Annotated in this window: 17 protein-coding genes; 12 read left to right on the forward strand and 5 right to left on the reverse strand. The window is 63.3% G+C overall.

Annotated features, from left to right (window positions below):
- Nucleotides 1-136: 136 nt before the first annotated feature.
- The 5 genes from rpoN to purQ all read left to right on the forward strand — a co-directional run bounded on the left by rpoN (nt 137) and on the right by purQ (nt 4,043).
- Complete coding sequence (gene rpoN / locus GSQ90_RS15770) at nt 137-1,708, forward strand: RNA polymerase factor sigma-54 (protein ID WP_158815809.1); 1,572 nt, start codon at nt 137-139, stop codon at nt 1,706-1,708.
- Between the two features lie 245 nt (nt 1,709-1,953).
- A complete protein-coding gene (gene hpf, locus GSQ90_RS15775; RefSeq protein ID WP_158815810.1) occupies nt 1,954-2,532 on the forward strand; it encodes a ribosome hibernation-promoting factor, HPF/YfiA family in 579 nt (192 codons plus the stop codon).
- 85 nt (nt 2,533-2,617) lie between these two features.
- Entirely contained in the window at nt 2,618-3,082 is a 465-nt protein-coding gene (locus GSQ90_RS15780; RefSeq protein ID WP_158815811.1) for a PTS sugar transporter subunit IIA, read from the forward strand.
- 29 nt (nt 3,083-3,111) lie between these two features.
- Nucleotides 3,112-3,351 carry a phosphoribosylformylglycinamidine synthase subunit PurS gene (gene purS, locus GSQ90_RS15785; protein ID WP_158815812.1) on the forward strand — a complete coding sequence of 80 codons (240 nt, stop codon included), beginning with the start codon at nt 3,112-3,114 and terminating at the stop codon, nt 3,349-3,351.
- A gap of 5 nt (nt 3,352-3,356) precedes the next feature.
- Complete coding sequence (gene purQ / locus GSQ90_RS15790) at nt 3,357-4,043, forward strand: phosphoribosylformylglycinamidine synthase subunit PurQ (RefSeq protein ID WP_158815813.1); 687 nt, start codon at nt 3,357-3,359, stop codon at nt 4,041-4,043.
- 178 nt (nt 4,044-4,221) lie between these two features.
- On the opposite strand, the gene GSQ90_RS15795 is transcribed toward purQ, so the two are convergent.
- On the reverse strand, nt 4,222-4,461 hold the full coding sequence (locus GSQ90_RS15795) for a hypothetical protein (RefSeq protein WP_158815814.1): 240 nt from the start codon (nt 4,459-4,461) through the stop codon (nt 4,222-4,224).
- A 258-nt stretch (nt 4,462-4,719) separates the two neighbouring features.
- Here GSQ90_RS15795 and GSQ90_RS15800 point away from each other — a divergent pair, with 258 nt between their 5' ends.
- Complete coding sequence (locus GSQ90_RS15800; RefSeq protein ID WP_158815815.1) at nt 4,720-5,010, forward strand: DUF1488 family protein; 291 nt, start codon at nt 4,720-4,722, stop codon at nt 5,008-5,010.
- A gap of 134 nt (nt 5,011-5,144) precedes the next feature.
- Here GSQ90_RS15800 and GSQ90_RS15805 read toward each other — a convergent pair whose 3' ends face one another.
- The 3 genes from GSQ90_RS15805 to GSQ90_RS15815 all read right to left on the reverse strand — a co-directional run bounded on the left by GSQ90_RS15805 (nt 5,145) and on the right by GSQ90_RS15815 (nt 6,781).
- Complete coding sequence (locus GSQ90_RS15805; protein WP_158815816.1) at nt 5,145-5,366, reverse strand: hypothetical protein; 222 nt, start codon at nt 5,364-5,366, stop codon at nt 5,145-5,147.
- Nucleotides 5,367-5,504: 138 nt separating this feature from the next.
- Complete coding sequence (locus tag GSQ90_RS15810; RefSeq protein ID WP_158815817.1) at nt 5,505-6,014, reverse strand: hypothetical protein; 510 nt, start codon at nt 6,012-6,014, stop codon at nt 5,505-5,507.
- A 68-nt stretch (nt 6,015-6,082) separates the two neighbouring features.
- On the reverse strand, nt 6,083-6,781 hold the full coding sequence (locus GSQ90_RS15815) for a thymidylate synthase (protein WP_158815818.1): 699 nt from the start codon (nt 6,779-6,781) through the stop codon (nt 6,083-6,085).
- A 181-nt stretch (nt 6,782-6,962) separates the two neighbouring features.
- Between GSQ90_RS15815 and GSQ90_RS15820 the strand changes: the two genes are divergently transcribed.
- The 6 genes from GSQ90_RS15820 (at nt 6,963) to GSQ90_RS15845 (ending at nt 13,447) form a co-directional block, all read left to right on the forward strand.
- Nucleotides 6,963-8,306, forward strand: coding sequence for an aspartate aminotransferase family protein (locus GSQ90_RS15820; protein ID WP_158815819.1), 1,344 nt, complete (start codon nt 6,963-6,965; stop codon nt 8,304-8,306).
- A 102-nt stretch (nt 8,307-8,408) separates the two neighbouring features.
- On the forward strand, nt 8,409-8,642 hold the full coding sequence (locus GSQ90_RS15825) for a hypothetical protein (protein ID WP_246731626.1): 234 nt from the start codon (nt 8,409-8,411) through the stop codon (nt 8,640-8,642).
- A gap of 212 nt (nt 8,643-8,854) precedes the next feature.
- Nucleotides 8,855-9,235: a phosphoribosyl-ATP diphosphatase gene (gene hisE / locus GSQ90_RS15830; protein WP_158815820.1), complete on the forward strand. Its 381-nt coding sequence runs from the start codon at nt 8,855-8,857 to the stop codon at nt 9,233-9,235.
- 25 nt (nt 9,236-9,260) lie between these two features.
- Nucleotides 9,261-10,373: a TIGR03364 family FAD-dependent oxidoreductase gene (locus GSQ90_RS15835; protein WP_158815821.1), complete on the forward strand. Its 1,113-nt coding sequence runs from the start codon at nt 9,261-9,263 to the stop codon at nt 10,371-10,373.
- Nucleotides 10,374-10,393: 20 nt separating this feature from the next.
- Entirely contained in the window at nt 10,394-11,206 is an 813-nt protein-coding gene (gene phnX, locus GSQ90_RS15840) for a phosphonoacetaldehyde hydrolase (RefSeq protein WP_158815822.1), read from the forward strand.
- Nucleotides 11,207-11,389: 183 nt separating this feature from the next.
- A complete protein-coding gene (locus tag GSQ90_RS15845) occupies nt 11,390-13,447 on the forward strand; it encodes a hypothetical protein (RefSeq protein ID WP_158815823.1) in 2,058 nt (685 codons plus the stop codon).
- 13 nt (nt 13,448-13,460) lie between these two features.
- On the opposite strand, the gene GSQ90_RS32005 is transcribed toward GSQ90_RS15845, so the two are convergent.
- Nucleotides 13,461-14,858, reverse strand: a complete 1,398-nt coding sequence (locus GSQ90_RS32005; protein ID WP_174247493.1) for an efflux transporter outer membrane subunit — start codon at nt 14,856-14,858, stop codon at nt 13,461-13,463.
- Nucleotides 14,859-14,971: the final 113 nt, after the last annotated feature.

Raw genomic sequence — 14,971 nt, forward strand, 5'->3', positions numbered from 1 at the left:
AAATTAACTGAGAGCGGCTTTGACTGGAGCCGGCGCTCGCGCTACGTCGCGTTGCCTAGGAATTATGCTATAAGCAAGAAACGAGCCGCGCCGTGTTGCGCAAGTCTGTCCCGTCAAGCGTGAGTTTGTAACCATAATGGCTTTGTCCGCAAAACTCGTGATGCGTCAGGGCCAGTCGATGGTGATGACGCCGCAGCTCCTGCAGGCGATCAAGCTGTTGCAATTGCCCAATATCGAACTGGCCGCCTATATCGAAAATGAGCTTGAGCGCAATCCTCTGTTGGAGCGCGCCGAGGATTTTAACCCCTCCGAGCCGGGGAACGAGCCTTCCGCTTTGTTCGAGGGGCCCACGCCCCCGGAGGGCGAGGCGGACTGGGCTTCGCAAGAGTTGGAAACCGATGTCGCCGGTCTTGCCCAAAATCTCGGCACGGAACTCGGCAATGCATTCGAATCCGACCGCGCGCCCGCGCCGGCCGAGTTTTGTGCGCCGCCCGAGGGCCATGGCCTGTCTGCAACATCCTGGAGCGGCGTGGCGAGCGGCGGATCGGATGGCCTGACCCCCGATCTTGAGGCCTATGCGGCGGCGCAAATCAGCCTTGGCGACCATCTGGCGCGACAGGCGGCGATCGTTCTGGCCGATCCGGCTGATATGATGATCGCACGCGCCTTGATCGACGCATTGGATGAGGCCGGCTATCTCACAGGATCGCTCGGCGACCTCGCCGATCGCCTCGGCGCTCCGCTGGCGCGTCTCGAAACGGTGCTGGCGCGCCTCCAGCAGTTGGAGCCGACCGGCGTTTTCGCGCGTAATCTCGCTGAATGCCTGTCGCTGCAGTTGATCGAGCGTAATCGATTCGATCCAGCAATGCAGGCGCTCGTCGCCAATCTGCCGCTGCTCGCCAAACGCGATCACGCCGCTCTGCGCCGACTTTGCGGAGTCGACGACGAAGATCTCGCCGACATGATCGCCGAAATCCGCCGCCTGGAGCCCAAGCCGGGGCGGCCGTTTGGCGCGCCGCCCGAGCAATTGGCGACCGCTGACGTGTTCGTCGCGCTGGCGCCCGACAATTCCTGGCGCATCGAACTCAATAACGAGGCGTTGCCGCGCGTGCTCGTCAACGAAAGCTACGCCGCGAACGTCAAGCGCGGCCGAACGAGCGAAGCCGATCGCCTTTTCCTGACGACGAACCTCCAGAACGCCAATTGGCTGACCAAAAGCCTTGAGCAACGCGCGCGCACGATTTTGAAAGTGGCGAGCGAAATCGTGCGCCGGCAGGACGGCTTTTTCCTCGAGGGCGTTGTCGGTCTGCGCCCGCTCAATCTCAAGACCGTCGCCGACGCGATCGGCATGCATGAATCGACCGTGTCGCGCGTGACCTCGAACAAATATATCCACACGCCGCGCGGCCTGTTCGAGATGAAATATTTCTTCTCGACCTCGATCGCCTCGAACGGCGTCGGCGAAGCCCATTCGGCCGAATCAGTGCGCTTCAAGATTAAGCAAATGATTGACGCTGAGGATCCGAGCGACGTGCTTTCGGACGATGTGATCGTCGCGCGTCTTAAGGTCGCCGACATCGTCATCGCGCGCCGTACGGTGGCGAAATATCGCGACAGTCTGCGCATTCCCTCGTCCGTCGATCGGCGGCGCGAGAAGATGGCGCCGCCGGTCGCCGCCGGGTCATTCAGGAATTCTTTAACGCTATGATTCTTCTACAGCTTTATTGATTTTCAACAGCCGCGCCGGCTCGTCTCATTTGACATCGGCGCGCCAGACTCCTAACCCTATGATCACTGTCGGTCGGTGAGCCGCGCCGGCGGTCGTTGGGGCATTTTCGGACGAATTCGATCGGGGTTCGCGGAATGGAAAATGCAGCTCTCCAGATATTCGGAGACAGCGTGGGCGCGCCGGCGCCGACCGATTTCAAAATAATCAAAAAGGCGTAACGACGAATGACCTTGCGCGTTTCGGGGAAAAACCTCGCGATCGGAGAATCGCTTCGCCAACATGTGCTCGACAAGGTCGCCGCGGTGATGGGACGTTATTTCGATGGTCAGATCACCGGCCATGTCGTGATCTCGCCGGAAGGATCGTGGTATCGGTCCGATTGTTCGCTGCACCTCAGTTCGGGCATGAATCTTCAGGCCGAAGGCAAGGCGCAGGAGCCTTACGCCAGTTTCGACCAAGCCGCCGACCGAATCGAGCGTCGGTTGCGGCGCTACAACAAACGCCTTAAAGAGCGGCACGCGCCGCTCAACGGAGGCGTGGCGCCGGGAGACGCGGCGCGGCCGATGGTCGCCAATTATCTGATCGAGGCGCCTGACGAAGAGGCGGAAGAAGTACAGGATTTCAGCCCTGTGATTGTCGCGGAAGGATCTGCCTTGCTTAAAAGCCTGTCCGTGGCCTCCGCTGTCGCCGAACTTGACCTAACCGGCGCGCCTGTCGTGGTTTTTCAGCACGCGGGCAGCGCACGATTGAACGTCGTCTACCGGCGTGGCGACGGCGCGATTGGCTGGATCGACCCGCATTGAGCGCCGCGGCGCCAAAGATGCAGGGAGAGAATTGTCTGTTCCCTTGGGATAACGGCGCTCATCGAGGATCAACCGAGAGAGTTTTATGCCTCTGAACGATATTCTTACCCCAGACGCGGTGATGGCGTCTCTGCGGGTCAACAGTAAGAAACAAGCCCTCCAGGAATTGAGCGAGCGGGCAGCGGTCATATCGGGACTGGCCGCGCGCGAAATTTTCGACGCGCTTCTGCAGCGCGAGAGGCTGGGCTCGACCGGGGTGGGCGACGGCATCGCGATACCCCATGGCAAGCTCGCCAAATGCGGACGCATTTTCGGCGTCTTCGGACGTTTGGAGCGGCCAATTGATTTTGACGCGCTTGATGGCCTGCCGGTCGATATCGCCTTTCTGCTGATCGCGCCCGAAAACGCCGGCGCCGATCATTTGAAAGCCTTGGCGTTGATTTCGCGCGTATTGCGCGGCCCAGGCCTGATCGCCAAATTGCGGGCGACCCGCGATCCCTCCGCCATTTTCTCTCTTCTGACGCTGACGCCGACATCCAACGCGGCTTGAAGCTTTTTCGCGACCGGAACCCATTGCCCATGAAAGCGCGCGTGATCGTCACTTTGAAGGGCGGCGTCCTCGATCCGCAAGGCAAGGCGATCGAAGGCGCGCTCAAATCGCTCGGCGTCGACGGCGTCGCGAGCGTACGCCAGGGCAAGGTTTTCGATATCGAGATCGAAGCCGCGGACCGCGAGGCGGCGCAGCATCGCTTGAGCGCCGCTTGCGAAAAACTGCTCACCAATACGATTGTCGAGAACTACTCGGTGGAGATCGCCTAAAAAACATGCGCGCCGCCGTCATACTTTTCCCGGGCTCCAATCGCGAAGGCGATGTCGCTCGCGCGCTGCATCAGGCGAGCGGCGTCAGGCCGCCCATCCTGCGCCACGATGAGGTTGACCTTCCTGCCCGCACGGACCTTGTGGTGCTGCCCGGCGGGTTCGCTTATGGCGATTATCTGCGTTGCGGCGCGATCGCGGCGCGCGCGCCGATCATGGACGCTGTGCGCGCGCACGCCCGCCGCGGCGGGCTGGTGCTGGGCGTCTGCAACGGTTTCCAGGTTTTATGTGAAGCGGGCCTGCTGCCCGGCATCCTCATGCGCAATGCGGATCTGCGCTTCATCTGCCGGATGCAGCATCTGCGCGTGGAGAATAACCGGACGCGCTATTCGAACGCCTATGCGCTCGGCCAGGTCGTCAAGGTCGCCATCGCCCATGGCGAGGGCAATTACGTCGCCGATTCCGCGACCATCGAGCGGCTGGAAGATGCGGGGCGCGTCGCCTTCCGCTATTGCGACGCCGCAGGAAAAGTCGGCGGGCTCGCCAATCCCAATGGCTCGACCCATGACATTGCGGGAATCTACAGCGAGGGCTTCAATGTGCTCGGCCTGATGCCGCATCCCGAAAACCTGATCGACCCGCTTATCGGCGGCGTCGACGGGCGCGGGCTCTTTGCGAGCCTGATGGCGGCTTGAGGCGAGAGAAGACCGCCAAGCAAGATTCTGCCGTTGGCGCGGGTTTGAACGTGACGCATCCATCCCTTATGCGACGACAGTTTCCTCACCCGCTGCTTACGAACCGTTCCGCCATCCTCCCGTTGACGGCCGCCGGAATTGCGCCGGCGGCCGTTTCGTTTCAGCACGGGTCTCGAGATCAGGTCTTCGGAGCGTTCGGGTCGGCGGCGGGGGCCGGCGGCGCGCTCGTGTCGTCTTTGTGATGATGATGGCGATGGCGATGATGGTGGTGGCGGTGATGTTTGACCGGTGCTGGCGCGGCGTCAGCGGCCGGCGTCTCGGCTGCGGGCGCATCCGGGGCCGGCGCGGCGGTCTGGGCCATCACGGGGACAATCATCAGCGCGGTTGAAAAACCGAGCGCGGCGATAAGTTTCGTCATCTATTTTCTCCGATAGGATTGAGACACGCCCCCGCAGCCCGGCGCTCTCATAGTCTGCCCGTTGATGAACTGTGCATGAACGACCAAAATTCGCGCCGCGTCGCGCGCCGCCGCGAGTAGGAGCAGCCGTCCTCGCAAGGCGCGCGTTAGGGCGGCGGTCTCCCGATCAAGCGTATTGCCCCGAATTGGCCAGATACTCGTCTCATTTCCGATCCAATCAGGTCGGAGGCTTGTTTTACGCAGCGATGGGAGAGACCAATGCCGCTCAGTCACATCGATCGCCCTGGCTACGAAACTGCGCGAGGCGTGCATTTTCCTATGATGCACAGCGATAGGACTGTTCGAGTTCTTGTCCCCCGCGACGTACTTCAGAGCATCCAAAGCTTTTCTCGTGAAGGCGGCGGTTGCCTGGCGCGCTTCGAGGCTCACCGCAAGGAATTTGAGGCTGTCGCAAGCGATAAGTTTGAAGGTGGCCCTTCGAAAGTAAGAGTCGAAATTACCAGCGACGATCTGCTCAAGTTCCTCGTTGAAAAGCTAAACGCCATCTGATTCAGAATGACAGAACCTAGCTCTCGGCAGGCTTGCGGAGGGCGGCCCCGTCGATAGTCTTGTGATTGCGGCGATGGCGCCCGCATCGTCGCCGCAATCGGACGGTCGCCGCCAGCGATCCCATTCACCCACGCCTAGTCGTGATGGTGGTCTGTGTGATGGTCTTCGTTAGCGGGCGAGGCAGGATGCGGCGCCGCATGCGCTCCGGCGTCGGCGCTCACGAGGCCATCAAAAAAAGCAGCCATTCTGGTTTTCAATTCAGACGCCGTATGGGCCCTTCCCGCCTCGAAAGCTTCGTGCAAGGAGGCGGCCATCGCCTTTTGAGCGTCAGCAAGAATTTCATCGATGTTGCGCATGTTGACCTCAATGATTCGCCCAGCACACCAACTGTAATGCGGCCTGATATGAGCCGCAACGACGGGCGCGCATATCACGGCGGCGCTTGCCAAATTACCTCACGAAGACGCCCTCGCAACGCCTGAGGCCGTCCTCCCCTACAGCTTGCCGAACGCAACCGGACGCCAGCGCCAGCCGTTGGCCGCGATCGCCTTCTGCAACGGCTCCTTCAACTCCTTGGTCGAGAACCGGTAATTGTATATCTCGCCGACGCCAAACTTCTCGGTAAAGCCATAGGCTTGGCCAAATTCAATGGAAGTCTGCTGTCCGCGGAAGGCGGAGGCCGCGAGGCTCAGGTTGGGCGTGCCGGCGCGCCATGCGACCGACCATTCCTGATCAACGGCGCGCACCTCATGCGCCGCCTCGTCCAGCCTCATCAGCACCTTGAACGCCTTTTCGAGATTGGCCTTGGCGAAAATCTCGTACCAGCCGGCGTCGACGATTTTCCATTCCGCCACCAGTTCCGCTTCATCGGCGTTGCCGGCCCGCACCTGGAACGGCGCGGTCGGACGATTGACCGCCAGGATCGCCGCGCGCACTGCATCGGCCGGTTGCGGCGGTCCGACAGGCGAAGGCCCCTGGCCAAATAACCTACCCAGAAGCGACATCGGGAGGAGATCCTTTTGCGTGAGGCCGAGATGACGCTGGGCCGGTATCGTCTCCGCACGGCATTGTGTCAACGCGCGGCGGCGAGCGTATCCGTCATCAGAGTGATCTCGCTCTTGTAGATCGTCGCCGATTTTATGATCATCACCAACGAGCCGACGGGCGCGCTCAGGCGCTCGGCGACATGGCGCTGAAGCTCGGCGAGCTGCACCAGATTGGCGAATCCCTTTTTACCGAAGTCGATGCTATGGGCGTAGACGACAAGTTCGAGACGGCCCGAACGGAGCCAGAAATCGAGCAGGCTGACGCAGGGAATGTAGCTGGTGTCGGTCAAAGGTTCGAAAGTGGTGATCGCCGCATAGGTGGCGACGGGATCGCGCGTGAGTTTGTCGACCACCCAGGCGATCTGGTCGCGACCGGAGCCCGCATAGTCGAACAACCGACTCGCATAGCTTCTGGCGTCGCCGAGTTCGGCGACGCGCGAATGATCCGTGAAATTGGCGCGCATCCACGCCAACCAGTCCGGACTTGCATGCGCGGCGATCAAAGCGTCGTCCGGATCCGGCCGCGCGATATCGAGAGTGATAAGTTCGACCTCCAGCAAGGGCAAGCCGTCGAAGCTGCTGTCCGCGCCCTGCGTCAAAATCAGGCGCGCGACATCGAGCCATGCGTCGCCGAGCGTCGGGGCCGCGAGGGTTGTTCCGCGCGCCGCCGGAACCGCGGTTTTCGACGTTTCCGGCTTTGTCGTTTGAAGAACGTCGACGCTCAAAATATCCTCCTGCCGCCTCGCCGCGACATGGCCTAATGAGCGACCGATCGCGGTGTCACGTCGTTGCTGAACTCCAGAGATAGGATAGGCCGCGCGCGATGTCGCGCGCAAATATCTATCCGCGTATCATATCTCGCGATTCGTCCGCAGAGGGAAAAGCAATGACGCCCGGCAATATCTCATGAACCGCGCCGGCCCCGCACTCAGCGAAGGCGACGTCAACAACTCTTCCCTTCGGACGGCCTGGCGCGAAAATCTCAGCGAGGCCACGAAGGCGCTGCTCGATGAAGACGAGTGTTATTTTCTTCGCCAGTCTCTCTCCACCCCATGCCTTGACGTGATCGAACGGGCCGAAGGCGCGATGCTCATCAATGTCGAGGGGCGGCGCATCCTCGATTTTCACGGCAATAGCGTACATCAATTAGGCCACGGCCATCCTCGCATCGTCGCAGCAATCAAGGCCGAGCTCGACGCCTTGCCGTTTTGTCCGCGGCGTTTCGCCAATCGCAGCGCCATCGCTCTGGCGCGCAAGCTCGTCGAGACCGCGCCGGCAGGCCTCAATAAGGTGCTGCTCGCGCCAAGCGGCGCGGGCGCGGTCAGCATGGCGCTCAAGCTCGCACGCTATGCGACGGGCCGCCACAAAACCCTGTCGATGTGGGATTCCTTCCACGGCGCCAATCTCGATACGATTTCGATCGGCGGCGAAGCTTTGTTTCGCCACGGCCTTGGGCCGATGCTTCCCGGCGCCGAGCACCTGCCGCCGCTGCATCTGGCGCAGCGGCTGTTCGGCGGCGACAGGCCCTTCGAACGCTATGCCGACTATATCGACTATGCGCTCGAAGTGCAGGGCGACGTCGCAGCGCTGATCGCCGAGCCGATGCGCTGGACGACCGTTCAGGCGCCGCCGCCCGAATTCTGGCCGCGCGTGCGCGATTCCTGCACGCGCCACGGCGCGCTGCTGATCTTCGACGAAATCCCGAGCGGTCTTGGACGGTCCGGTACAATGTATGTCTGCGAGCAACTCGGCGCGACGCCCGATATCCTCGTCATCGGCAAGGGGCTCGGCGGCGGAATCATGCCGCTCGCCGCGATCATCGCCAACGAGAAGTTCGATTGCGCGCCTAAGGCGGCCCTCGGCCACTACACCCATGAGAAGAGCCCCGTGAGCTGCGCCGCCGGGCTCGCCATGCTGGAGACCCTCGAACAGGAAGGGCTGCTCGCGCGGGCGCGCAAGCTTGGGGATGTTGGCCTGGAGCGGCTCAAAGCCTTGAAGGCGCGCCATGCGGCGATCCGCGACATCCGTGGATTGGGGTGCTATTTCGGCGTCGAGATCGATGGGGCGGATCAGGGCGCCGCCAACGCCCTGGCCGAGCGCCTGCTCTATCTGTGCCTCGCCAGAGGACTGTGCTTCAAGCTCGGCGGCGGCAATGTCGCTACGTTGTGCCCGCCGCTGACGATTCCCGAGGAGCAGTTCGACGCCGCTTTCACGATTCTGGACCAGGCTCTGTCCGAGCTATTCCCATAATATCCAGATCGGGTATGGGCTGAAGCTGGCGCGCCGTCACGTTACCTTCATGCAAGGAGCCTACCCGGGCACTCCTGTTTTGGACAGCGCGGGGTCACCCCAATGAAGACTCTGGGGACCCGGCGGCCCTTCTATAGTCTGCGCCATGTGACGCCGCCGTTGATCGCGCCCTATCTCATCGCCGCCTTCGGCCTCAGCGTCGCCCTTTCCTTGGGCGAGCTTGGCGCGATGGTCATGGTCTATCTGCCGGCTTGGGTGACGCTGCCCGTCGCAACGCTTGCGCTACTGGTCGGGCTGGAGCGCGCGCCATTCAGGCCGGTCGCGGCGCGCTCATGAGCACGGATGTCAAATCGCGTCGCCACCGCGATGCCCTCCAACTTGTCGAATTGGTGCAATTGCGGCGTCCGAGCCATATATGTAATTGTTCGCCCCTCGCCCGGGGCCGGCGTGAAACTCGGGACGGCGGGCATCCGCGGCTGTCGGTCAAAACCGCCGTCGGCCTCAAAATTTCCAGATTCTTCACGTCTCGAACCGAGTATTGTCAGTCCATGAGTGATTCGCTCGACCGTCTTTATGTATCGGTGTTGGCCGCCCGGGGGCGGAATCCAGCGCTTTCACGCACGTCGCGACTATTCCGCGAAGGCGTGCAGAAGATGGCCAAGAAGCTCGCCGAAGAGGCGATCGAGGTCGGTCTCGACGCGGTGCAAATGAACCGGGAATCGGTCATCCTCGAAAGCGCCGACGTTCTCTATCATCTGGCCGTCATTTGGGCCGAATGCGGGATCAGCCCCGAGGACGTGATGGGCGAGCTCGATCGCCGCGAGCGAATCTACGGCATAGCCGAAAAGCTGCCCAAGCAGGCCAGCGCCGCCCATGGCCGCCGGCTCGCCGTTCTCGATCCGCGCCGCAAGACGGCGTCCAAGCGCTAGAGTTCCCGGGGCGGAGAGCGGCTTGATGCGCGAGAGCTATGATCTGGCGGTGGTTGGCGCGGGCATATTGGGCCAGGCTTGCGCGCTCGCCGCCGCGCGCTCCGGCAAGAAAGTCATCGTCATCGACCGCGACGCGCAGGCCAATGGCGCCTCGGTCCGCAATTTCGGCTTCATCACCGTCACCGGCCAGCAGCGCGGCGATTGCTGGCGTCGGGCGATGCGCTCGCGCGATGTCTGGGACGAGGTCGCCGCGCCGGCCGGCATCGACATCGTGCATGAAGGCCTGCTCGTCGTCGCGAGAAGGCCTGAGGCGGCGCGCGTGCTGGAGGCGTTTTCGCGCAGTGAAACGGGAGCCGGCTGCCGCCTGCATGAGGGAGCGGCGGCGGCGCGCCTGCAGCCCGGGCTTCTGGGAAATTTCGAGGCCGTTCTGGAAAGCCCGCATGAGCGGCGGGTCGAATCGCGCGACGCATTGCCGCGCCTCGCCGCCTGGCTGGAGCGCGCCCATGGCGTCGCCTTCATGCGCAACACCGCGGCGCTTGGCGTCATGCCGGGCAGCGTCGCCACCTCGCGCGGCGACGTCAGCGCGGGCGCGGTTGTCGTTTGCGCAGGCGACGATTTTCATACTTTGTTTGCGGAACGCATCGCGCCTTATCGGTTGACGCGCTGCAAGCTGCAAATGATGCGGGCACGGTCGAATGTGAAGTTTTCCAGGGCCATCATGACCGACCTCTCGCTCGTGCGCTATCTCGGCTATGCCGAGCTTGCCGAGGCTGCGGCTTTGCGCCGCCGTCTCGATCGCGAGCAAAGCGCCCATCTGGCGGCGGGCGTTCATCTGATTGTCGTGGGCGCGGCCGATGGTTCGATGGTGATCGGCGACAGCCACGTTTACGCCGACACGCCCGACCCGTTCGCTTCGGAAGCCTTCGACGAATTGATCCTCGACGAATATGAGGCTCTGTTCGGCGGCAGGCCGGCAATCCAAGAGCGCTGGATGGGCACTTACGCCAGCGCCGACGACCGACTGATGCTTGTAGATGCGCCTTATCCCAATGTGCGCATCGCAATCGTCACGTCGGGGACCGGCGCCTCGACGGCTTTCGCGATCGGTGAGGAGATCATCGCCGATCTCCTTGGGTAATCGCTGAGATCGAGGGTCTCATGAACGAATTGTCCGAATTACGCGCCGTGATTTTCGATTGGGCTGGTACGACGGTCGATTTCGGCTCGCGCGCGCCGATGGGCGCGTTCGTCGAGATATTCGCGCGATTCGGCGTGACAATTTCCATTGCCGAAGCGCGCGGGCCGATGGGTCTGCCCAAGCGCGACCATATCGCGGCGTTGATGGCCAATGAAGACATTGCCGCGCGTTGGACAAAGGCGCATGGCTCGCCCGCGAGCGAGGCCGATATTGACGCCGTCTATACGCAGTTCATTCCGCTCAACGCCTCTGTCGTCGCCGACTTCGCCGATCTCATCCCCGGCCTGCTGCCTGTCGTCGAGACCTTGCGCAGCGCCGGCCTGAAGATCGGCTCGACGACCGGCTATACCCGGGACATTATGGCGCGCCTCACGCCCGTCGCGGCTAAGGCCGGCTATCAACCCGACAATCTGGTTTGCGCGGGCGATCTCGTCGCCGGCCGACCAACGCCGCTGATGATGTATCGCTGCTTTGCCGATCTCGGCGTCTATCCACCCTGGCGAATCGTCAAGGTCGACGATACTGAGCCGGGCGTCTCGGAGGCGGTGGCGGCGGGCGCCTGGGCGGTCGGCGTCACGTTATCGGGCAATGGCTGCGGCTTGAGCGAGCGCGAGCTTGCTGCGCTTTCGCCGGAAGAAAGCGACGCGATCCGCACGCGCGTCGCCAAAGACCTTGTCGCCGCCGGCGCGCATGCGACGATCGACACGATCGCCGATCTTCTCCCCACGCTCAACGCATTTGGGGCGAGGATCGCTAGGGGCGAGCGGCCCTAAGCGTTTTCGGCCTGGCGGTTCCCGGATTTTGGCTCTGCGCCCACGTTCAAAGCGTTTGTCGCTTCAATATCCACGCTTTTATCCTTGACCCGCGCATCAATGCCGACCAAAGCCATCGATGCGCTTCCCATAATTGCGCCTCAACCGGCGCCTATGGGTTGCCGAGTTTCGACGGAGGCTATTGTGACCGTGCCCATTGCTGACGCCCCAGGACTGTTTCCTTCTTTAAATCAGCCTGCCGGCGAAAAGCGCGAGCCGGTCTTCGTGGCCGATGGACGCGAGGGGCCCGATCTCCTCGATATGCGCGACGCGATTCAGCCGATCGCCCAATTATGTGCGCACAGGGACACGCAGACGCCGCTGATGATCGGCATTGTCGGGTCGTCGGGCTCGGGCAAGAGTTTTGCGCTTGAGCGCCTACGCATCGCCGTCGCGGGTCTTGTGGGGGTCGAGGGCAATGCCGCCGGCAGCCCGTTCGTCGCTCGAATCGTGACCGTCCCGATCGACGCGGCCGCGATATCGGGCGATCCCGCCAGCGCCATCGCCGCCGCGACATTCGCCGCGCTCGGACGCGACAATTCCGGCGTCAATTACGCCGCTTTGGCGGATGAAGCCGCCCATGCCGGCGCGGACCCTTATCAGGCCGCCAACAAGGCGCTGGAGCGGCACGACGAGGCCCGCCGCAGGCTCGACGCCGAGCGTCAGTCGAGAGACGGTGTCGAGGCGCGCCGCGCCCGCCTGGTCGAGAACGTTCTATTCGAGACGGCAGGATCGCGGGTCGACGCCTATGCGCGCACTGCGCGCGGCCAAATCGAGGCGCGGCTGCGCCGGTTCGATCTGGCGGCGGGCGATTCCACGGCTAATTTCAAGAATCTCGTGCGCGATCTCGCGGGCGCTGGCTGGGGTTCGCGCCTTGGCGTCGTCCTGGGGTCGATTTGGGCCTATCGCAGCCAGAGGCGGCTGCTTCTGGCGGCTATCTTGTTTCTCGCGCTGGCGTTTGGCGCAACCGAACTCCGGACTCCGCCTGTGATGGACTGGCTGCGCGGCCTCGGCTCGCCGTTCACCCTCGCGGCGGACTGGGTCGCCGTCCACGCTGATCTTGTCGGCGATGTCGTCGCCGGGTTGGTTGTCATCGGCGTGATCGCGCTATTTGTGAATCTCTGGCGCGCGCTTTTCTTCTCCGCGACGCTCTTCCGCGGCGCGCGACTGCTCAACTACGATGTCCGCGAACGTCAGCGCGATCTTGACGCCGCCTCGGCGCGCCTGAACCGACGCGTCGCGGCGCTCACCGCCGAGACGGAAACAGCGGCAAGACATGCGGAGGCCGCCGAAAAGCGCGCTAATGCACGGGGCGAGGCGACGCCGACCCGCGCGCCAACGCCACCGTTTATGGAGCCCACGCTTGTGGGCGCCTCGGCGGCGCGCGCGTTCCTCGCAGCCCTCGGCAAACTCATCGGCGCCCAGACAGAGCGCGCGCCCGCCGCCGCTTCGCCGGCCATGCTGTCGGCGCGGGCAATTCTCGGACCGCAGGTCTCTTCGCCGCCGTCGACGCAGACGCTCGCAGTCGCAGCGCCAGACAGACTGTTGCTGACTTTCGACAATCTCGACGCGCTGGCGCCGACGCAGGCGTTCAATCTGATCGAAACCGCTCATTCCTTACTCGGTGCATCATTCGTCGCGGCGGTCGCTTGCGATCCCGCCGCGTTGGCGCCAGCAGCCGGCGGTCTGGACCTTTTGCGTGGACGCCTCGATAAGCTCTTTCAACTGACCTTCAACGCGCAGGTCGCCGGCGCGGCCAATGGCGCGCGCCTGATTGCGCGCTTGATCGGCGGCGGCGCGCCGCGCCCGTCCGAACCGGCGACCGGCGCAAGGCCGTCTCTGCTCTCGGAGCCCTTGAGCGCTTCCGAATCGACACTGCTCGCCGCTCTTGCCCCTTTGGCCGCCAGCACCCCGAGAAGCGTCAAACGCTATCTCAATGCCTATCGCGTGGCGCGGCTCGCCCCGGCGTCGAGGCCGGCGCTGGCGCTGATGCTGGCGCTCGGCCAAAGCAGAGACAGCGAGGCAGTGGCGGGCATGGATCTGTTGTTGACGGCGCAAGACGGAACGCTGGCCGATCCGCCCGGTCCCCCAGCACTCGTCGCCGCCGTGCGGTCGATGCGCGCGGCGAGCGGCGATGCGGTCACGATCGCCGAAGCTTTGGCGGCAAGAGAGGTCGCCCGCCGCTATCAGCTCTTCGCGTGAGCGGCGGGAGATTCTATTCCGGCGGCAGCTTCGCTTCGTTCCAGCCGCCGCCGAGCGCAACGATCAGGTTCACGGCCGCAAGCACACGCTGCTCTCTGGTCGTTAGCAAGGCCTCGTCGTCCGAAAGGGCCGTCGCCTCCGCCGTTACGACAGTCGTAAAATTTTGCGTTCCCGCCTGATATTCATTGAGGGCGATCTGCACGGCCTGTTTGGCCGCCTTGACCGCTTCGACCTGCACGCTCGCTTCGCGCGATAGAATCGGGATGGCGGCCAGTTGGTCCTCCACCTGCTGAAAAGCGTTCAGGACCGTCTGGCGATAGGTGGCGACGCTCGCCTGATAGGTGTCGCGCGCGGCCTCGACCTGGGCGGCCGTCAGTCCGCCGTCGAAAAGGGTCTGCGCGATCGACAGGCCGTACGACCACATCGGATTCGCCCCGGCGAGCGCCGTCTTAAAGGGATTGCCGACATAGCCGAACGCGCCCGACAGCGTGACGTCGGGATAATAGGCCGCGATCGCCACGCCAATCAAAGCGTTTTGCTCCTTCATCGTGCGCTCCGCCGCGGCAATGTCGGGGCGCCGCTCCAGCAGCGTCGAGGGCAGACGCAACGGGATGGCGGGCGCGTTGTCCGCGAGCCTGCCATGAGGAATGGAAAGACCCGCCGGCGGCCGGCCCATCGCGATGGCGATCGCATGCTCATATTGGGCGCGGACGATTCCGGTGTTGATCTCCTGGGCCTGGGCCGCCAACATCAGCGCCTGCGCGGTGATGACGTCGGATTTCGCCGATGTCCCGGCGTGATATTGATTTTGCGTAATGTCGAGCGAACGCTTGTATTGGGCGACCGTATCGTCGAGCAGATCGTGCAAGGAATCAGTCTCGCGCAATTCGAAATAGGCCGTCGCAAGTGTGGACTGCATCGAAAGAGTCGCATTGGCGAGATCGGCGGCGCTGACCTGAGCGCCCGCGACCTGGCTCTCGACCGTTCGACGCAGTTTGCCCCAAAGATCGAGCGTCCAGCTCGCATTCGCTTCCGCGCTGAGCGTCGTGGTCACCGGAGTTGCCGAACGCGTCAGCGACGGATCGAAGCCCAGGGTTGGAAATAGCTGGGCGCGAGCCTCCGCGATCAGCGCCTGGGCCTCGCGGTAATTGGCCTCATCGGCCTTCAATGTCTGATTCGAGATCGAGACCTGCGCCTCGAGCGTATTGAGCTGTGGATCGCGGAACAGCTTCCACCAGTCGCCCTTGGCGAAATCGTCACGCGGCGAGCCGAGCTTCCAGCCCTTCGCTTCCTTATATTGCGCGGGAACGATCGCGGCCGGGCGCAGATAATCGGGACCTACGGTGCAACCGTTCAAAACCAGCCCCGCGCCGATCAGCGCCAGCCATCGGCCCCCGTGTCGACGCCCCATTACCCAACTCCCGTGACCCGTTCGCCAGACTGACCCAGATAGACGCGATTCCAGAGGCGGCCCAGCCATTGGCTGAGGCGATCGAGATAGAGATAAATGACCGGGGTCGTGTA

This window comes from Methylocapsa sp. S129, assembly GCF_009765995.1.
Taxonomy (GTDB): Bacteria; Pseudomonadota; Alphaproteobacteria; order Rhizobiales; family Beijerinckiaceae; genus Roseiarcus.